Source organism: Bacillus sp. Leaf49 (assembly GCF_001426125.1).
Lineage (GTDB): Bacteria > Bacillota > Bacilli > Bacillales > Bacillaceae > Bacillus > Bacillus altitudinis.
The window spans coordinates 59,012-77,390 of sequence record NZ_LMRK01000024.1; the positions used below are offsets into that span (position 1 = coordinate 59,012).

At 41.3% G+C, this 18,379-nt stretch carries 18 protein-coding genes; 11 read left to right on the forward strand and 7 right to left on the reverse strand.

All coding sequences use genetic code 11. The features are described 5' to 3' along the window. Positions 1 to 117: 117 nt before the first annotated feature. Positions 118 to 489, forward strand: coding sequence for a winged helix-turn-helix transcriptional regulator (locus ASG46_RS17910; protein WP_008343017.1), 372 nt, complete (start codon positions 118 to 120; stop codon positions 487 to 489). A gap of 35 nt (positions 490 to 524) precedes the next feature. Here the strand turns inward: ASG46_RS17910 and ASG46_RS17915 are convergent, their stop codons facing one another. Continuing rightward, positions 525 to 2,825 (reverse strand): helix-turn-helix domain-containing protein, encoded by a 2,301-nt coding sequence (locus tag ASG46_RS17915; protein ID WP_019743703.1) that lies wholly within the window; start codon positions 2,823 to 2,825, stop codon positions 525 to 527. A gap of 231 nt (positions 2,826 to 3,056) precedes the next feature. Between ASG46_RS17915 and ASG46_RS17920 the strand changes: the two genes are divergently transcribed. The 7 genes from ASG46_RS17920 to ASG46_RS17950 all read left to right on the forward strand — a co-directional run bounded on the left by ASG46_RS17920 (position 3,057) and on the right by ASG46_RS17950 (position 8,340). Then, a complete protein-coding gene (locus tag ASG46_RS17920) occupies positions 3,057 to 4,022 on the forward strand; it encodes an ABC transporter permease (protein ID WP_008343019.1) in 966 nt (321 codons plus the stop codon). Positions 4,023 to 4,040: 18 nt separating this feature from the next. Then, positions 4,041 to 5,153: a glycoside hydrolase family 88/105 protein gene (locus tag ASG46_RS17925; protein ID WP_056705458.1), complete on the forward strand. Its 1,113-nt coding sequence runs from the start codon at positions 4,041 to 4,043 to the stop codon at positions 5,151 to 5,153. Then, complete coding sequence (locus ASG46_RS17930; RefSeq protein WP_056705460.1) at positions 5,150 to 5,674, forward strand: hypothetical protein; 525 nt, start codon at positions 5,150 to 5,152, stop codon at positions 5,672 to 5,674. The genes ASG46_RS17925 and ASG46_RS17930 overlap by 4 nt, the downstream gene beginning before the upstream one ends. A gap of 18 nt (positions 5,675 to 5,692) precedes the next feature. Further along, positions 5,693 to 6,982, forward strand: coding sequence for a Gfo/Idh/MocA family protein (locus tag ASG46_RS17935; protein ID WP_056705463.1), 1,290 nt, complete (start codon positions 5,693 to 5,695; stop codon positions 6,980 to 6,982). Between the two features lie 24 nt (positions 6,983 to 7,006). Then, on the forward strand, positions 7,007 to 7,690 hold the full coding sequence (locus tag ASG46_RS17940) for a YesL family protein (protein WP_035702083.1): 684 nt from the start codon (positions 7,007 to 7,009) through the stop codon (positions 7,688 to 7,690). 54 nt (positions 7,691 to 7,744) lie between these two features. Next, the gene (locus ASG46_RS17945) at positions 7,745 to 8,056 is read left to right on the forward strand and encodes a rhodanese-like domain-containing protein (RefSeq protein WP_017358336.1); all 312 of its coding nucleotides are present in this window, start codon (positions 7,745 to 7,747) and stop codon (positions 8,054 to 8,056) included. Positions 8,057 to 8,157: 101 nt separating this feature from the next. Beyond that, positions 8,158 to 8,340, forward strand: coding sequence for a sporulation protein Cse60 (locus tag ASG46_RS17950; RefSeq protein ID WP_003217582.1), 183 nt, complete (start codon positions 8,158 to 8,160; stop codon positions 8,338 to 8,340). A 31-nt stretch (positions 8,341 to 8,371) separates the two neighbouring features. Here ASG46_RS17950 and ASG46_RS17955 read toward each other — a convergent pair whose 3' ends face one another. From ASG46_RS17955 to ASG46_RS17970, 4 genes are all read right to left on the reverse strand, one after another. Continuing rightward, complete coding sequence (locus tag ASG46_RS17955; protein ID WP_017358334.1) at positions 8,372 to 8,896, reverse strand: CbrC family protein; 525 nt, start codon at positions 8,894 to 8,896, stop codon at positions 8,372 to 8,374. Positions 8,897 to 9,029: 133 nt separating this feature from the next. Further along, positions 9,030 to 10,562 carry a glycine betaine transporter OpuD gene (gene opuD, locus ASG46_RS17960; protein WP_056705466.1) on the reverse strand — a complete coding sequence of 511 codons (1,533 nt, stop codon included), beginning with the start codon at positions 10,560 to 10,562 and terminating at the stop codon, positions 9,030 to 9,032. Positions 10,563 to 10,702: 140 nt separating this feature from the next. Next, complete coding sequence (locus ASG46_RS17965) at positions 10,703 to 10,900, reverse strand: hypothetical protein (protein ID WP_056705471.1); 198 nt, start codon at positions 10,898 to 10,900, stop codon at positions 10,703 to 10,705. After that, positions 10,897 to 12,168 carry an NAD(P)/FAD-dependent oxidoreductase gene (locus tag ASG46_RS17970; protein WP_056705474.1) on the reverse strand — a complete coding sequence of 424 codons (1,272 nt, stop codon included), beginning with the start codon at positions 12,166 to 12,168 and terminating at the stop codon, positions 10,897 to 10,899. Before ASG46_RS17970 ends, ASG46_RS17965 begins: the two co-directional genes overlap by 4 nt. A 175-nt stretch (positions 12,169 to 12,343) precedes the next feature. On the opposite strand from ASG46_RS17970, the gene ASG46_RS17975 reads away from it, so the two are divergent. Both ASG46_RS17975 and ASG46_RS17980 read left to right on the forward strand, forming a co-directional pair. Then, a complete protein-coding gene (locus ASG46_RS17975; RefSeq protein WP_017358331.1) occupies positions 12,344 to 13,966 on the forward strand; it encodes a putative polysaccharide biosynthesis protein in 1,623 nt (540 codons plus the stop codon). 16 nt (positions 13,967 to 13,982) lie between these two features. Then, a complete protein-coding gene (locus ASG46_RS17980; protein WP_041093418.1) occupies positions 13,983 to 14,699 on the forward strand; it encodes a pseudouridine synthase in 717 nt (238 codons plus the stop codon). Positions 14,700 to 14,969: 270 nt separating this feature from the next. Here ASG46_RS17980 and ASG46_RS17985 read toward each other — a convergent pair whose 3' ends face one another. Together ASG46_RS17985 and ASG46_RS17990 are read right to left on the reverse strand one after the other, a co-directional pair. After that, positions 14,970 to 15,191 carry a DeoR family transcriptional regulator gene (locus tag ASG46_RS17985; protein ID WP_008356419.1) on the reverse strand — a complete coding sequence of 74 codons (222 nt, stop codon included), beginning with the start codon at positions 15,189 to 15,191 and terminating at the stop codon, positions 14,970 to 14,972. A 369-nt stretch (positions 15,192 to 15,560) separates the two neighbouring features. After that, the gene (locus ASG46_RS17990; protein ID WP_056705477.1) at positions 15,561 to 16,859 is read right to left on the reverse strand and encodes an NCS2 family permease; all 1,299 of its coding nucleotides are present in this window, start codon (positions 16,857 to 16,859) and stop codon (positions 15,561 to 15,563) included. A gap of 94 nt (positions 16,860 to 16,953) precedes the next feature. On the opposite strand from ASG46_RS17990, the gene pepV reads away from it, so the two are divergent. After that, positions 16,954 to 18,354, forward strand: a complete 1,401-nt coding sequence (gene pepV / locus ASG46_RS17995; protein WP_056705478.1) for a dipeptidase PepV — start codon at positions 16,954 to 16,956, stop codon at positions 18,352 to 18,354. Positions 18,355 to 18,379 lie beyond the last annotated feature (25 nt).

Here is an 18,379-nt window from a genome sequence, read left to right on the forward strand (position 1 = left end):
CGAAGCCGATCGGCAAGAGTTATTATCTAACATAGATGACAGAAAAAAAAGTACGTACTTTTTTGTAATATAGGTACTAAAAAGTGCCTGTTCAGCATCAAAAGGAGTGAAGCGACGTTGGAAAAGAAGAAATATAATATCTCTGTGGAAGCAACGCTTGAAGTGATCGGCGGGAAATGGAAGTGTGTCATTTTATGTCATTTAACACATGGGAAAAAGCGGACGAGTGAACTGAAGCGCCTCATGCCAAATATCACGCAAAAAATGCTCACACAGCAGCTGCGAGAGCTTGAAAATGACGGTGTGATTAACCGCATTGTATATGAACAAGTGCCGCCCAAAGTGGAATATGAATTAAGTGAATACGGACAGTCACTTGAGCGAATTTTAAATGCGTTATGTGATTGGGGGGCAGCCCATATTGAACGAGTGTATGGCGAGCCGCTTTCAGTGCTGGAAGACAGTATTCTAAATGAACAGTTTAAATAAAAAAGTCCCGCTTCTTGTGAGAGCGGGACTTTGCTTTATGTGCCTTTTTTCTGATCACGGTATTTCCCAGGTGTCGTGCCTTCCAGCTTTTTAAAGGAGCGGATGAAATTTTGCGGATTTTTATATTTTAGCTTTTCCGAAATTTCTTTCACCGACATATCCGTCTCCACCAACCAGTTTTTGGCGACATGATGTCTGTAAGACGAGAGATATTCACTAAAGGAGATATCCATTTCTTTTCTAAAAATACTGCTTAAATAATTTGGGTTGTAGTGCAGGCGTGTAGCGATTTCGTCCAATGTCAGATCTGAGTCAAATTCTTGATGAATGATATGAATGATTTTCTCAGAGATATTTTTATATTGAGAGTCTTCACGCGCGCCGAGCTGATCAATGATGGGTCGAATGATCTCATGTTTCAGCCACGCTTCTGTATCTTCAAACGTTTTAAACTCAAAGATCGTATCATAGAGCATTTTATTATCTTCGACTTCAAACAATTCAATGCCTAGCAAATGCATCAGCTCGATGAGATTGTTTAAAAAACGAGCGAGAGCAATCTGGTACTCATGTGGTCCAGCATTTTTAGAAAAAATGGATTGCAGAAGCACATGTAAATAGTGATCTGCCTTGCCTTGATCGCCTGCTTTAATGGCATCAAATAAATCATGCTGCAGTTGTTTTGGGAAATGAGTCTTAAACGTCTTTCCTTGCTGAATGTGCTCGTATAAAAGAATGGATTTTTTCTCTGCTTTGAGCCTATATTTTAAGGCTTCTTTTCCCTCAATATAAGCATGTTTGGCCATAGAGAGCTCTTTAAATGAGCGACTGATCCCAATGCTGATCGACAAGCCCAGCTCTTCCTCAATCCGCTGCTGAATTGTTTCGGCTAATTGATTTAAATATTCAGTAAATTCCTCTTCTGACTTCGATTGATTGAGGACAATCGTCGTTTGATGCTGATTGACAACGGTCGGCTGAAGGTGCTCCTCTAGCGGAATAATCTGCTCAATCAGTCCATTTATCGCAAATAAAAGCAAGTCTGCATCCTTTTTTTCATACGGCGTTCCTTTTAGTGTATCGATTTGGGTCACAAGCATGGACAAATGGGACCAGTCACGAGGAAAGCCTAGACTTTGAAATCGGTTGTGAATCTCTTCTTCCGTCAGCTTGCCAAGCAGCAGCCGCACCATAAAGTATTGCTGTAAGTGTGTTACTTGCTGTTCAATCCGTTCCTCTAGATCATTGTTTTGATCTTTCATTTGTTTAATGCTCGATTCGATGAGCTCAAATTCATTTTGGAAAGGCTGTTTATGCAAAAACGACTCATTACGTGCAAAGGATTCGTATAATAAGCGAATCGGTTTATAAAAGTGTCTAGAGCCAAACCATGAAAATAATAATGAAAGCGCTAACAAAATAAAGCAAATAATAAAGGTGATCCACCCGATTGATTTCGTTTGCTGCTTTAGTTCTGGAATGGAGACAAAGGATAAGTATGTCCATTCGTTATAATCTGATTTTTGAAACGTAATTTGATAGTTTAGTTCATCGATTTTCATATCAAATTGTCCGGATCGTTCTTCAAGTGACAGGACATGTTTGACGAAATCTTGATTTTTTAACGAGTCACCAATTTGTTCTTTTCGATTATGTAGCAGCACTTTTCCGTTTGTATCAATGACAAACATACTATCAGATTGAGAGAAGTCAGGCATGTTGTCAGCAATCACGCAGCTTGGAATGCTGGCGACGGCGATCCCCTTCTTTTGGACACTATTCATCGGAAGCTGCTTGATTAAATTCACATTGTATTTGCAAAAGGATGTCTTTCCTTCTTTTGTTGAGACAAGTGGATTATTTTCTTCAAGTGCCCAGCTGGAATGACTCGGAATATTGAGGTAAGAGGTTAACGCTTTCTCTTGATCTCCGTTTGATACATGATAAAGACCAGAATTGTTCATGTACCAATCTTCCATTTTACTAACAAGTGTAATATTGGAGAGATCGGTGTCGAAGGTTTGCAGGTAATTCAGTTCTTGCTGGACTTGATTATAAAGTTGGAATTGGTCTGGATTTAAAGGTTCTGCCAGTGTTTGAAGGAGAGGCGGCGAACTGACATAGTGAGTGAGAGAATGATCTACTGTCTTTAAAATATGCTCAATATTGGATTGCGTTTGTTTGACGCTGTCCAGCTTTTCATTTGAAATATTTTCGAGTGCAGTTTTTTGCGAATGCTGATAAGAAAAAATACCGACAATAATAACAGGAATCGTACTAAGCACGAAAAAAAACGTCACCAGCTTGTAATAAAATTTATACTGCTTTCTTTTCATAAAACCCCCCATTTCAAACGAAACAATCTTTTCCCCTTAGTTTATTAATCCAAAAATCTGGTAGGTTTGTCAATAATCATTTTCTGAGATTAGGATCATTTTCTTATGTTTTATGTAACGTTTTGAGTAGCTTCCCCTGAGTAAATATGATCTGATGATATGATTGTAGACGGATTTTTCATCCTTAAGATACAGTTAACACATGCATCAGCATGAGGGGAGGCTTTATCTGTGAAAACACAGGATGTCACTGCCAAGGGTGTGCCTGCGGCAGCTTTGAAAAAAGAAAAGAGAAAGCGCTTACTTAATCAATTGCTTAGTCAAAAATTTCTGTATTTAATGATTTTGCCAGGGCTCCTTTATTTTCTTGTCTTTAAATATGTCCCTATGTGGGGGCTGATCATTGCCTTTCAAGATTACCAGCCGTTTCTCGGAATTCTTGGCAGTGAGTGGGTTGGCTTCAAACACTTTATTCGCTTATTTACAGAACCAACATTTTTCATCTTATTAAAAAATACGCTCATTTTATTTGCCATGAATGTCGTGATTTTCTTTCCGATTCCAATCTTATTAGCCCTTCTTTTAAACGAGGTCAGATTGGCACTGTTTAAGAAATTTGTTCAGACAATGATTTATATTCCTCACTTCATGTCATGGGTGATTGTGGTGTCCTTATCTTTTGTTTTGTTAACGGTAGATGGCGGGTTAATCAATGAATTGATTGCTTTCTTCGGAGGAGAAAAGATTAACTTCCTTCTTAGTCAAGAATGGTTTAGACCCATGTACATTTTGCAGGTAATCTGGAGAGAAGCGGGTTGGTCAACCATTATTTATCTTGCAGCGATTACAGCAGTAGATCCGCAGCTATATGAAGCAGCAAAAATGGATGGAGCCGGCAGACTCAGACAAATGTGGCACATCACCCTTCCTGCGATTAAAAGCGTCATTGTTGTACTACTCATTTTAAAAATTGGTGATACATTAGAACTTGGATTTGAGCATGTCTATTTATTACTCAATGCGACCAACAGGGAAGTCGCAGAGATTTTTGATACGTATGTGTATACAGCTGGTCTGAAGCAAGGACAATTCAGCTATAGTACTGCTGTTGGTTTATTTAAAGCAGCTGTTGGACTTATTTTGGTCATGATGGCGAACCGTTTAGCGAAGAAGTTTGGAGAAGAAGGGATTTATTAAAAGGGGAGATGAAGACCAATGACATTATCGATTGAAAAGGGATCACCGCTTGAGCATGCAGAGAAATTAGCACAAACAATAATGAAAGCGTATACACCGATTGAACTTCCGCCAGCTGGAAGGTGGCACTATCATCAAGGGGTTTTCCTTTGCGGAGTGATGAAGCTTTACGAAGCAACAGAAAACGAGGCGTACTTTGATTATGTGAAAAATTATGCTGACTCACTCATTGATGACCATGGGAATCTGTTATTCCGCAGAGACGAGCTTGATGCCATTCAAGCAGGGCTCATTTTATTCCCGCTGATTGAAAGAACGGGAGAGAAGCGGTATGTGAAGGCAGCAGAAAAGCTTCGGGGGCTTTACCGGACGCTGAATCGCACGTCTGAGGGTGGTTTCTGGCATAAAGACAATTATGCCTATCAAATGTGGCTAGATGGTCTTTATATGGGTGGACCTTTTGCTTTAAAGTATGCCCAGTTGACAGGAGAATCGGAGCTGGTGGACATGGTCATCCATCAAGAGCATCTCATGAGAAAGCATACCAAAGATGAAAAAACGGGCCTTTACTATCATGCATGGGATGAACGGAAAGTGATGCCATGGGCTGATCAACAGACGGGCTGTTCCCCAGAATTTTGGGCAAGATCCTTTGGCTGGTATGTCCTTGCGTTAGCCGATATGATCGAAGATTTGCCAGAAGGTCATGAAGGACGAAAATTGTGGAAGGACACACTGACAGATATGCTGGAAAGTGTAGCAAAGTATCAGGACGACAAAACGGGTCTATGGCATCAAATCATTGATAAAGGAAGTCATAGCGACAATTGGCTTGAAAGCTCAGGGTCATGTCTATTCATGTATGCGATGGCAAAAGCCATGAATGAAGGATATGTCAGTCTTCGATATGTTGATCACGTGGTCAAAGCGTATCAAGGGTTGATTGAGTATAAAACGGAGGAAAAAGACAACGGCGATTTTACAGTGAACGATATTTGTATTGGAACATCTGCGGGATTTTATGATTATTACGTTGGCAGAGAGCGGAGCACGAATGATTTGCATGGAGCAGGCGCTTTTATTATGGCGTTAACTGAACTAGAAAAGCTGTCTGTGTTTCAAAAGGTATGAGGCGGCATCAAAAGGCTGCGGCATGGCTCCTCAGCTTCATCGCTGCCTTTTATTTGTCCGCCTGTCAGGGGAAAACAGAGGGGATTGATGTCCTTATTTTTTCTGACATGTCAAAAGCAATGAAAGACCAATTAGTGGAGAAAGCTTTTCAACCAAATCAGGAGACATACGATGTTCACATCTTCCCTGCAATTCCTGAAAAACTTCTTGTTGAAATAACTGCAAAAGAGGGGGACGTGATGTTTGTCCCGGAAGAAATGTTTAGAACATATGATGATCCTGAAAGCTTTCAGCTGCTTGAAGAGATGCGGGTAGATGGCGAAGGGGCAGGACCATATACGGTAGAAGATGCAAAGACGGGAAATACAGTCGATTATGCGGTCCAAATCAAGAAAGGAACAAAGCAGCTAAATGGCTATACCTTTCGATTACATCGAGATATGGTCGCCTTCATTCCTGTGTATGGGGAGAAATCTAAAGAGGCACTGTCTCTCATGAAGCAGCTTCGTGAAAACCAATAGAAAAAGGGGTGGGGGAATGTGAAAAGGGTCGCCGTTTGCGGGCTCAGTCACCGTGCTTTCAATATGTTTATCAAACCGCTCACCGAGGATTTTAACGAGCATTACAGGATTACAGGGCTCCTAGATGTAGATGAGAAGCGGTATACACTTTGTCAGGAGCGTTTTCCATCACTAAGGGGCGTCTCATTTTTTCATGAGGATGCATTTGGTCAGATGGTGAAGGAAGCAAGACCAGATATCGTCATTGTGGCGGGGCGAGATGATACACATGTCACATATATCCTGCAGGCACTGGATCATGATCTGGATGTCATAACGGAAAAGCCGATGGTCACAACAGTAAAAGACGCCAAAGAGGTGATGGAAAAAGAGGCAGAAAGCAAAGGAAAGGTCACCGTCACCTTTAATTATCGCTACAATCCATTCCATCGAAAGATAAAAGAGCTCATTTTAGATGGAAAGATTGGGAGGGTCACGTCTGTTGAGTTAAGCTGGCTCATTGATACGTATCACGGAGCGAGTTATTTCAAAAGGTGGAACCGCTCGCGTCAATATTCAGGTGGTCTGTCTATTCATAAATCGACCCATCACTTTGACTTGGTCAACTGGTGGATTGATCAAAAGCCGAAGCAAGTATTTGCCTATGGCGCACTGAATTATTATGGGGATGAAAGTCCTTGGAATCCTTTGCAGGGTGAAGAGAATCGATATTGTGGAACGTGTCATGTAAGAGATACCTGTCATTATGAAGCAAGGTGGAATCCGCGGGTAGAGCGCACAAAGGTGGAGGATGACCATATTGAATCAGGTGAGCAGCAGTCAAAGCAATACTCGAATTATCGCCCGGATGCCTGTATTTTTGATCAAGAAATTGATATTGAGGATACATATGTGGCGTCAGTGGCTTATGATCAGGGGGCTTTGTTAAGTTACTCGATTCAATTTTCAGCGCCATATGAAGGCTACCGGCTTGCGATTAACGGGACGAAGGGACGGATTGAAACAAATGAGTTTCATGTGCCATCGAGAATCCCTTTTCAATTCCCTGAACAGACAATTGCATACTACCCGATGTTTGGTGGAAAAGAAACGATTGAAGTTGTGAAGCAATCAGGTGGTCATGGAGGCGGAGATCCGCTATTATTAGCAGATTTATTTTTAGGAAAAGATCCGCTCATTCCTTATGACATTTCGGCAGGAGCAGAGGCGGGGGCTTATTCCATTGCACTTGGCGAAGGCATGTGGCGCTCAGTTGCAGAAAAACGCCCGATTGAAATAGAAGAATTGTTTCAAAAAGAGACGGTGTAACGAGAAAGAGAGGAGGGACGAGAGATGGATCATGACGGATCAATGAGCAGAATGCTGCGTATGTGTGAGTGGGTGATGAGACTCGCCTATACAAATTTGTTATGGCTTTTGTTCACTTTACTTGGGCTTGGAATCTTTGGCTTCATGCCTGCAACAACAGCGTTATTTTCTGTGATGAGAAAGTGGATACAAGGGCATGAGCAAGTCAGCGTCTTTCAAACCTTTTGGAAAGTATACCGCGAAGAATTTGTACGCTCTAATGTCATTGGAGTGGTGCTGGTCATCATCGGGACAATTATTTATGTAGACCTTGCTTATATTTATCCAACGAGCTGGTTTTTACACGTGCTTCGCTTTGCGATCTATATCTTTGGTTTTCTGTTTATTGTCAGCTTGTTTTATATCTTTCCGCTGCTGGCTCATTATGATTGGAAAAAGCGTCTTTATTTGAAATTTTCCCTTCTACTTGGGATCTCGTATTTGCAATATACGCTCTCTATGCTCGTTTTCTCGGCTATTCTCTTTATCCTATTTGCTTATTTGCCAGGGATCGTGCCATTTTTTAGCATCAGCATTCTCGCATATGGCCACATGTGGCTAGCCTATCAAGTGTTTAAAAAGATAGAGTTTGAAAGCGAACAGCCGGCAGTTGATGTGAAGAAACGATTCCCGTCTTTCCTTCAATCCAAGCGGGTGAATACGCAGTGATGTGTATGATTTGCTATAATGGTGTCACCGTGAATAAAAGGAGAGATGAGAGTCGTGTCAGTAAAAGAAATTTCAATAGAAGAATTAAAGCAAAAGCTAGAGCAAGAAGAAGCCATTCAACTCGTCGATGTGCGTGAGGATGAAGAGGTAGCAGAAGGCATGATTCCAGAGGCAGTCCATATTCGAATGGGCGATATTCCTGAGAAGCTAGATGCGTTTGATAAGACACAAGAGTATTATATTATTTGCCGTTCTGGTAAACGCAGTGAGAATGTCTGCTATTTCTTAGAAGACCAAGGCTATCAAGCAACCAATGTCGTTGGCGGCATGCTTGCATGGACAGGAGAAACAAAACCGAAGCTGTAAACAGAAGTCCTTTCATCGACAAGATGGAAGGCTTTTTTTGTTCATATGTCCGTCTCTATTTGCATAAAAATAGAGTAGCAAGAGAAGGGAGAGTGGCATGTGTGCTGAAGGTAGCTGTATTTGATGAAGAACACGAGAAAGATTTGCAAAGCGAAATCAATCTTTTTTTAAAAGGAATGGACGACGACCAAATTATTGACATTAAATACAATGTGGCGGTGATCTGTGAGCAAGGAGGAGAGCAGCTCTACTGTTTTTCAGCGCTCATTTTATATAAAAAATAAAAGGACCTGCTGAAAGGTCCTTTTGCCATGATCAACTAGCGTCAATATGTAAACGATGCTTTTTGCAGTGAACGCATTGAAAGAGGTAGCCTTGCAAGTCTCCTCCGTTCACGAGCCATTGTTTCAGGTTCTCTTTTGTGAAATGTCCACCACTGCAAATCTCTTCAATATCCTCTGAGAGTTCTTCCTCTAAATGCTCAATCTCTTTCCATCCAACATACTGCACAATCGCGCAAAAATCCCCGCAATGGCTTAACCAATATTCCTGCTGCCATCCGCGGTAACCCGGCGTTCTGTAGATCAGTTCATCTATATATTCTTCATGATCGACGTCATCACAACTCACATCGTCTTGAAACATTCCATTATATGTTTGAGCAGCTGATCCATCTTTAATGCACCAAGGACAAATGCCAGAAACGTCTTCAACAGAATAAAAAGGACCATGATATACATAATCTCGTTCTTTCTCACAAACGGGGCATATCGTCTGCTCTTTTTTAATCACATGTAATGAAACTGGGTCTGGGTTGTACTTGAACGTAGGTAACGTCATATAAACCTCCATTATGTAGAAAAGTGATGATTCAACACTATTTTATCGGAATACACGATGTCATGACAATCTTCAATTATTTCAACGAGAAAAAAAGCCGTTCGGATGAGGAACGACTTTTCTTTTGTGATGATTATGCTTTTTTTACTCTTGGACTTCTTGGTTTATTGTACTTATTTGCTTGTTTAATCGCTCTTCGTTCTTCATTTAATGATTTGTACAGAGATACAATCATTAAAATGATGACAACAGAGAACGGTAAAGCAGCAAGTTTGGCTGTGTTTTGCAAGGCCTGCAGACCGCCTGAAAATAAGAGCACTGCTGCTACTGCTGACTGGATAATACCCCAGCTGATTTTTACACTATTCGCTGGATTTAATGATCCATAGGTTGTCTGCATTCCGAGAACAAATGTAGCTGAGTCTGCTGATGTGATAAAGAATACCGCAATTAAGATCAGTGCCAGAATGGAAGTAATCATGGCAAGTGGATATTCATTTAAAACACCAAACAGCATCGTTTCAGTAGACATGTTTGCAACATCGACGATATTGTTCTGTTGCAAGTCCATCGCAGATACGCCAAAGATTGAGAACCAAAGGAACACGAGGATGGAAGGAGCCACTAAGACACCAATTAAAAATTCTCGAATGGTTCTTCCGCGTGAAACCCTTGCAATAAAAATACCGACAAATGGCGACCAAGAGATCCACCATGCCCAATAGAAGATGGTCCATCCATTAATCCATTCTCTTTTTTCAGGATCATTTGGTGATAATCTAAAGCTCATTTGTACAATATTTGATAAGTATTGTCCGATTGAATCAGTAAATGAATTTAAAATATACACAGTTGGTCCAACAATGAGTAAAAAGAACATGAGTAAAGCAGCAAGAATCATGTTTGTGTTACTTAAATATTTAATCCCTTTACCAATACCGCTCCAAGCAGAGAGAAGGAACAGGACCGTGACGATTGCAATAATGATGAGCTGAGTTAGGAAGTTATTTGGAATACCAAATAAATAGTTTAATCCGCCATTAATTTGTGCGGCACCTAGTCCTAAACTAGTAGCTACGCCTACCACCGTTGCAAATACTGCGATGCAATCAATGGTTTTTCCAATCCATCCATGAATTCTGTTTCCGAATACTGGGTATAAGGTGGAACTGATTAATCCAGGTGCATCTTTTCTAAATTTAAAGTATGCAATGCAAAGGGCGACAATTGCATAAATGGCCCATGCATGAAGTCCCCAGTGGAAAAAGGTATAACGAAGGGAATCACGGAAGGCTTGTGCATTTTCCGTCTCGCCTGTTGGGGATTGAATGGCAAAGTGGCTGATCGGTTCAGCGGCTCCGTAAAAAACAAGCCCAATGCCCATTCCAGCACTAAATAGCATCGCAAACCAAGAAAATAGACCAAATTCAGGCTCTTCACCTGGCTTACCTAACGTAATTTTTCCGATAGGGCTAAAGATAAAGAATAGACAAAAGCCGACTAGCAGCGATACGACTAATAAATAATACCAGCCAAAGTCATTTGTAATGTATGTTTGAATTTGATCTGTCACATTTTGCAGTGATTCTGGAGAAAGGGCTCCCCATAGAACGGCAACAAATGTGATAGCAATCACAATCCAAAATACACTTGATACGTTTTTCACACCATCTCACTCTCCTGTTGTTCTACACGTTTAAGCAGAGGATTTAATTTAATATCCCCTGTCTCAACTATTTTCAAACAAAAAGAGGCGAGTTTCTCACTCGACCTCTATTTTACCGTAACATGTTTTGCTTCCATTTATCAACCATCGATATGTGAAGATGACTTTTCTTCAATTCGTTTGCGCAGACGGTAGACATATTCTTTTAAACAAACAGCGAAAATCGTAAACGCTAAAATAATGGCGACTTTTAACGGGGTAATGGACAGCTTCATAAAGAAAGCGGCTGTCAAACTAATGACAACTGCAAGGACAATCGGAAGTGCACGTCTAATCATTGGAATCTCTCCTTTACTTCTAGTGCGGCATTCATGCCAGCTAACCTGCCTGTGACAAGTGCTGACGTAATATTGTAACCGCCTGTGTAACCGTGAATATCTAAAATTTCTCCGCAGAAATAAAGACCCGCCATTTTTTTAGATGCCATTTTCTTCGGTTCAATTTCTTTAACAGAAACGCCGCCTCCTGTAACAAAGGCTTTATCTAAAGAAAGCGTCCCATTTGCATGGACGATGAAATGTTTACAATCATGCGCAAAAGCGCGGAGTTTATCTTTAGCGAGACCAGAAAATGTCTCCTGCGGATCAATGCCATTTCGTTCTAAAAGGAACAATAAATAGCGTTCTTGCATCCAAGATTTCAGGACATTTTTAATGGCTTTTTTTGGTTCATCTTTTAGATCGCGATGAAGCTTTTGGAATAGCTCCTCGTCATTGAGCTTTGGGTATAAGTCAATTTGAAGACGGACGCCCGGTTGCTTTTTCAGTTCCTTCACAACAAATCCGCTGCATCTCAGAACGGCAGGACCTGATAAGCCAAAGTGTGTAAAGATCATATCCATGACATGAGTGACGACGGGTTTTCCTTTTTTATTTAAAACACTCACGGCCACACTTCTTAATGAAAGACCTTGAAGCACTTTGTCCTTAATAAAACGCTCATCTGACGTGACGGGTACTTCTGTTGGGAAGAGCTCTGTAATGGTATGGCCAGCGGCTTCTGCCCATGCATAGCCATCGCCAGTAGAGCCTGTATGAGGCACACTTTTCCCGCCAACAGCAATGACAACGGCATGACTTGAAATTTTTTCATCATTATTTGTAACAATTCCAGCTGCTTGTCCGTCTTGATACAGAACGGTTTTAATCTTTTCATTCGTTCGAATGGTCACATTGAGCACGCGGAGCCTATCCAATAGGGAATCCACAACAGATTGTGCTTTGTTTGAGACAGGGAACATACGTCCATGGTCTTCTTCTTTTAGTTCAATACCTAGATTTTCAAAGAACGAAATAATATCCTCGTTATTGAACTCAGAAAATGCACTATATAGAAAACGTCCGTTTCCGGGAATATGCTTGATAATTTCTTCTACTGGAAGGCGATTGGTCACATTGCAGCGTCCACCGCCAGAAATGGCGAGCTTTCTGCCAAGTTTGTTTCCTTTGTCAATTAACAGAACCGATGCACCGTGTTCTGCCGATGCAATCGCGGCCATCAGTCCAGAAGGCCCACCGCCAATGACAATGACATCATAATGTTTCATGTTACATTCCTCTTTCTACTTTCAGTCATTTCTCTATTATAACGAAGATTGGGGAAGGCTGAAATATGAATTGATTGGTTTTGTGACTTCTGTATTGGATTTGTTACCTGTGCGATGAAATGATGTGTTAAAATAGTTAAGTTGAATATTCATTAGAAAAATGGTGGTTAAGCGCATGTCTAATAAACTGCTTCGTGGTACGTTGGTTTTAACGATAGGGACTTATCTCTCTCGTATTCTTGGTATGATTTACTTAATTCCATTTAGCGCAATGGTCGGAGCGACTGGTGGTGCGCTATTCCAATATGGATACAATCAGTATACGATCTTTTTAAGTATTGCTACGCTCGGTTTTCCAACAGCGGTATCGAAATTCGTCTCTAAATATAATGCAATCGGCGATTATGAGACAACAAGAAAAATGTTCAGGGCGGGTATGTCGGTCATGCTTGTCACCGGTATTATCGCCTTTTCTATTTTATATTTGACCGCACCGATCTTTGCCAAGATTCAGCTTGGAGGATCGAATGAAACTGGCGGTTTGACGGTTGATCAAGTGGTTTATGTGATTCGGATGGTCAGTTTGGGTCTATTGGTTGTACCCATTATGAGTCTTGTGCGAGGGTTTTTCCAAGGCCACTCGATGATGGGCCCGACAGCTGTTTCCCAAGTCATCGAACAACTTGTCAGAATCATCTTCCTATTAACAGCGACGTTTATCATTTTAAAAGTGCTTGACGGCGGTCTTGTTATTGCGGTTGGTTATGCCACATTTGCCGCACTCATTGGTGCGTTTGGCGGTCTATTTACGCTTTATTTATATTGGCTGAAGCGGAAAGATCGGCTTTTGGCAATGCAGCCGAATACAGGGGACTATTCTGGATTATCTTATAAGCAAATGTTTACAGAGCTGTTCAGTTATGCAGCACCCTATGTGTTTGTTGGCCTTGCCATTCCAATTTATTCTTATATTGATACAAATACAATTAACAGAGCGATGATTGCATCAGGACATCAGGATATTAGTACAGCGGTTCTGTCTATTGTGACGCTATATTTACCGAAGCTTGTCATGATTCCTGTGTCACTTGCAACTGCATTTGGTTTAACATTGATTCCAACCATAACGGAATCCTTTACAGCGCGAAATTACAAGCTGCTGAATCGACAAATTGATCAAACGATGCAGGTCATTTTATTCTTCGTTTTGCCTGCTTCATTTGGTATCTCGGCATTGGCTGGACCAGTTTATTGGTTTTTCTATCCGTCTGTGCATCCTGAGATTGGGACTTCTATTTTGTTTTGGTATGCACCTGTTGCGTTACTGTTTTCTTTATTCACCATTAACGCAGCGATTTTACAAGGGATTAACAAACAAAAATTTGCGATCGTCAGTCTTTTGTTAGGGATCATCATTAAAACGGTTCTCAATATCCCGCTGATTAGCTGGCTGCAAGGAAACGGTTCTGTGCTTGCAACGGCATTAGGCTACAGTGCCTCGATTTTGTATATGTTCATCATGATCAAGCGCCATGCAGGCTATTCGTTCCGCAGGATTTTCAAACGGTTTATTTTAATTGGTATTTTAACGGCAATCATGGCTGTAGTGGCTTATGTGACATGTCAGCTTGTGAGTCAAGTCATTTCATATGAAGGCGGAATCATACAAGCGGGTATTGTTATTTTGATTTCAATGATCACTGGCGGCGGTGTGTATATGTTCTTATCTTATAAAGTTGGATTGTTAGAGCGTGTACTTGGCAGCCGGATGCCATCATTTTTAAGAAAAAAGAGTTAAGAAGAGGTGGAGAAGCATGAGGCTTGATAAATTGCTGGCCAATACCGGCTTTGGTTCAAGGAAAGATGTAAAGAAGCTGGTCAAGGCCCGGGCTGTCACAGTGAATGGAGAAGTGGCGAAGCAGGTGAAAGATCATGTCGATCCAACAAATGATGAAGTGCTCGTGCATGGAGAGCGTGTAGAGTATAAAGAATTCATTTATCTCATGATGAACAAGCCAGATGGTGTCATTTCAGCAACGGAGGATCTGCGAGATGAGACGGTTGTCGATCTACTAGAGCCAGAGGATATTGCAAGGGAGCCATTCCCTGTGGGGAGACTGGATAAGGATACAGTCGGTCTCCTCCTCCTTACAAATGACGGCCAGCTTGCTCATCAATTGTTATCTCCGAAAAAGCACGTCCCGAAAACGTATGAAGTTCATCTAAAATACCCGCTTGGAGATCAAGACATCACTCGTCTAGAAGAGGGAGTTGTGATTTTAGACGACTACCGAACGAAGCCGGCGCAGGTTGAAGTAGATGCCAACCAAGAGGCAGATACACGAATCCGGTTAACGATTACTGAAGGGAAGTACCATCAAGTGAAGCTGATGGCACAAGCAGTGGGCAATGAAGTGATCTTTTTAAAACGGCTCTCGATGGGGGCTGTTTCATTAGACGAAGATTTGGCGCCCGGAGAATACCGTGAATTGACGGAGGAAGAGTTAGACAGCTTAATCAATCGTGATTAATATAGAGAAAATGAAAAGAACCGGCATATCGCCGGTTCTTTTAGCGTGTAGACAAACCCTCGCATTCGCCCGCAGTCCTGCGCGCTGGTGCTCACGAATGTCAAATTCGCTCCGCTCCAGTACTCGTCCTTCCTAGGGCTGCAAAGGTTTTCTATCACGCTAAAAAGAAGACAAAGGGCTAAAATCAAGTTCATTTTAGCCCTTTGTCAACAAAATGAAAAGAACCGGCGACCGCCGGTTCTTTTTGTTATATGGAAGTTCATTATTCGCTTATGATGATATTTTTACTTTTTTTCTCGTTGTTTCCCATTTGCCTCTGCTTGGACTATGAACAAGATCGTTATAGGCAAGCACGTTTAAGTCTCTTTGGATGGTTCTAGGTGTGATCCCGAATTCATCAACCAGTTCTTGTGTCGTCACAAGACCTTTCTCTTGAATGAACATATAAACTGATTTTATTCGAGTCATCATACGGTTTGTTGAAGGTTTCAAAAAACCACTCCCTATCAATAAGATCGGATGGACTTGACTAACCACAACTTACTACACTAAAACTGCGACATAAGGACATGCAACAATGGTAAATGTTCGTGTTTCTTAATGTTTTATTCTATTATACACGTTATTATGCATCTAGTTCCACCAAAAAGTCAACTTTACGTGTTTTTAAACTTGTCTTCATGAATTGAAATATGTTATATATCATGATTTGAATCCGGTTACAACCCAATAAACACAAGGCATATAAAGAAAATTGCCACTTAAGAAAGATCAAAAAATAAACACAGAAAATTTACAAAATAAAAAATCATTCATACAAAAAAGACACATTCAAATGAGAAATGTGTCTTTTTATTTTGGTTATCCTTCTAAGAAAAAGAGCTGCACGAAAAATAAGACAGCAAAAATGAGCACAAGAATATGCACTTCTTTCCATTTTCCTTTTGCCAGCTTCACAAGTGGATATGAAATAAATCCTAGTGAAATTCCTGTAGAGATGCTAGATGTCAGCGGCATGGAAAGAATCACAAGAAAAGCAGGAAATGCTTCGTCAAGCTCATTCCAGCGAATACGTGACACTGAATTCATCATCAAACAGCCGACAATGATTAAGACAGGTGAAGTGATGGACGGCAAAGACGAAATGGCTTGAACGAGTGGACCAAAAAACAAAGCCACAATAAACAATGCAGCAACGGTTAAAGAGGTCAGTCCAGTTCTTCCGCCAGCAGCAACTCCTGATGAGGATTCAATGTAAGCTGTGGTTGGGCTTGTTCCAAACATTGAGCCAATTGTCGTCGCAGCAGAGTCAGCAAGTAAGGCTCTGCGTACTTTTGGGAGCTGACCATTTTTCATTAAACCTGCTTGTTCCGCAACCCCGATCATTGTTCCTGTTGTATCAAAAATCGTCACAAGTAAAAAGGAGAAGACAACAGCATACAAGTGATGGGAAAATACATCGCCAAACGCAGCGAATGGATTTGTAATCAGCATTCCTTCAGGCAGTGCTGGGGTATCCACTAGCACTTTAGGAAAATGAAGCTGGCCTGTTGCAAGTGCAATTAATGTGGTTGCTAACATGCCGATAAACAGCGCTCCATACACTTGAAGAACCATTAATATGACAGAAATCATTAAACCAACGAGTGTCAAAATGACAACAGGTGAGCTTAAATTGCCAAGCTTCACAAGATTTTGTGGATCAGCAGTGATGATTCCAGACTGTCTTAGCCCAATGAATGCAATAAATAATCCGATACCTGCTGTAATCCCGTACTTTAAATTATCTGGAATCGCCTCAATGAGTTGTTTTCTAAGGGATGTTAACGATAAAATAATAAAGAGTATTCCAGCAACAAATACCGCACTAAATGCTGTTTGATAGCTGAGGCCCCCACCACCGACAACAGTGACGGTGAAATAGACATTCAGCCCCATACCTGGTGCAATGGCAATTGGATAGTTTGCAAAGAGTGCCATCCAGAGTGTACCGACAACAGCAGCGATAATGGTTGCAGTAAAGACTTGGTCAAAAGGAATGCCTGCATCTGAAAGGATTCCTGGATTGACGGCTACAATATATACCATCGTAAAGAATGTCGTCATACCAGCGAGTAATTCTTTCTTTATGTTGGTTTGGTTCTCTTTTAACTGAAACATAAAATCCTCCATTTACGAACATTATTACAAAACACTTAATATAATATTCGTTTTAAGGGTGGATTGCAACCTTTTTTCAAGGAGGAATGGAAAAATGAATTGGGAAGCAGAAGTCATACGAAAAAAAGACAGTTTGATTCAAGATACACAATCTTTTTTACAAATTGAAAGTGTCTTGGATGAAGAAGGCGGCACAGAAGGAAAACCGTTCGGTGAAAAAGTGGATGAGGCTCTTCAGTATATGCTCAAAAAAGGGCAGGACGAGGGCTTCAAAGTGAAAAATGTTGATGGTTATGCTGGTCATATTGAATATGGAGAAGGCGAAGACATCGTCGGTGTGCTATGCCATGTGGATGTCGTGCCTGCGGGTGACGACTGGACAACCCCACCATTTTCAGCGGACATAAGAGAAAATAAAATCTTTGCAAGAGGAGCCATTGATGATAAAGGGCCGACCATGGCGGCGTTTTACGCATTGAAAATGTTAAAAGATGCCGGTCTGCCGCTGTCGAAAAAGATTCGAATCATCATTGGCACAGATGAAGAAAGCGATTGGCGCTGCGTCGATCACTATTTCAAGCATGAGGCGATGCCACAAATTGGGTTTGCACCAGATGCTGATTTTCCAATTATTCATGCTGAAAAAGGGATCATAGATGCCATCGTATCCTTTACATACGAACAATCAGAAGAAAACAAGCGTTACATCCTCAAGCAATTCACATCAGGCATGCGTCTCAATATGGTTCCAGATGAGGCTCGCGCAATTGTGGCAGCAGCAAACGATCACGATGCTGAAGCATTAAAAACGGCTTTTACAGCCTATCTTGCGGAAAATCAGTTAACCGGTGAGGCAAACCATACAGCAGATGGACTGACATTCACATTAAAAGGTGTATCAGTTCATGCAATGGAGCCGGCGAATGGCACAAATGCGGGCATTCATATGGCGAATTTCTTATGTGAGCATGAATTAGATGAAAGAGGGCTCGCATTTACATCACAAATAAAGGCTTTATTTAATCAAGACACAAGAGGACAAAAACTCGGCATCGCTTGTAAGGATGATATTAGTGGTGACTTGACCTTGAATGTGGGCACAATCCGCTATTCGCAAAACGAAGAAGCGAAGCTTGGGCTGAATGTCCGCTATCCCGTAACAGCGGACGGTAAGGAAGTCAAAAAAGGGATTGAACGAATAAAAGGGGCAGCGATTGAGAAATTTGATGACAGTCCGCCTCATCACGTCTCAAAAGACCATCCACTTGTGAAAACATTACAGCGTGTCTACGAAGAACAAACAGGAGATCCTGCCCATCTTATTGCGATTGGGGGAGGAACGTATGCAAGGTCATTAGAAGCAGGTGTTGCCTTTGGCCCTCTATTCCCTGGAAGACCTGATTGCGCACACCAAAAGGATGAATATATCGAAATCGATGATTTACTACGAGCAACTGCTCTATATGCACAAGCCATGTATGAATTGGCGAAATAAAAAAGGAAAGAGAAGAGGGGATTCA

What these genes read in the sequence shown, in the direction of transcription:
- ASG46_RS17915 (WP_019743703.1), bottom strand. Translation starts at nt 2,825, where the DNA reads ATGAAAAGAAAGCAGTATAAATTTTATTACAAGCTGGTGACGTTTTTT.
- ASG46_RS17925 (WP_056705458.1), top strand. Translation starts at nt 4,041, where the DNA reads ATGACATTATCGATTGAAAAGGGATCACCGCTTGAGCATGCAGAGAAA.
- ASG46_RS17930 (WP_056705460.1), top strand. Translation starts at nt 5,150, where the DNA reads ATGAGGCGGCATCAAAAGGCTGCGGCATGGCTCCTCAGCTTCATCGCT.
- ASG46_RS17940 (WP_035702083.1), top strand. Translation starts at nt 7,007, where the DNA reads ATGGATCATGACGGATCAATGAGCAGAATGCTGCGTATGTGTGAGTGG.
- ASG46_RS17955 (WP_017358334.1), bottom strand. Translation starts at nt 8,896, where the DNA reads ATGACGTTACCTACGTTCAAGTACAACCCAGACCCAGTTTCATTACAT.
- ASG46_RS17965 (WP_056705471.1), bottom strand. Translation starts at nt 10,900, where the DNA reads ATGATTAGACGTGCACTTCCGATTGTCCTTGCAGTTGTCATTAGTTTG.
- ASG46_RS17970 (WP_056705474.1), bottom strand. Translation starts at nt 12,168, where the DNA reads ATGAAACATTATGATGTCATTGTCATTGGCGGTGGGCCTTCTGGACTG.
- ASG46_RS17975 (WP_017358331.1), top strand. Translation starts at nt 12,344, where the DNA reads ATGTCTAATAAACTGCTTCGTGGTACGTTGGTTTTAACGATAGGGACT.
- ASG46_RS17980 (WP_041093418.1), top strand. Translation starts at nt 13,983, where the DNA reads ATGAGGCTTGATAAATTGCTGGCCAATACCGGCTTTGGTTCAAGGAAA.
- ASG46_RS17990 (WP_056705477.1), bottom strand. Translation starts at nt 16,859, where the DNA reads ATGTTTCAGTTAAAAGAGAACCAAACCAACATAAAGAAAGAATTACTC.
- pepV (WP_056705478.1), top strand. Translation starts at nt 16,954, where the DNA reads ATGAATTGGGAAGCAGAAGTCATACGAAAAAAAGACAGTTTGATTCAA.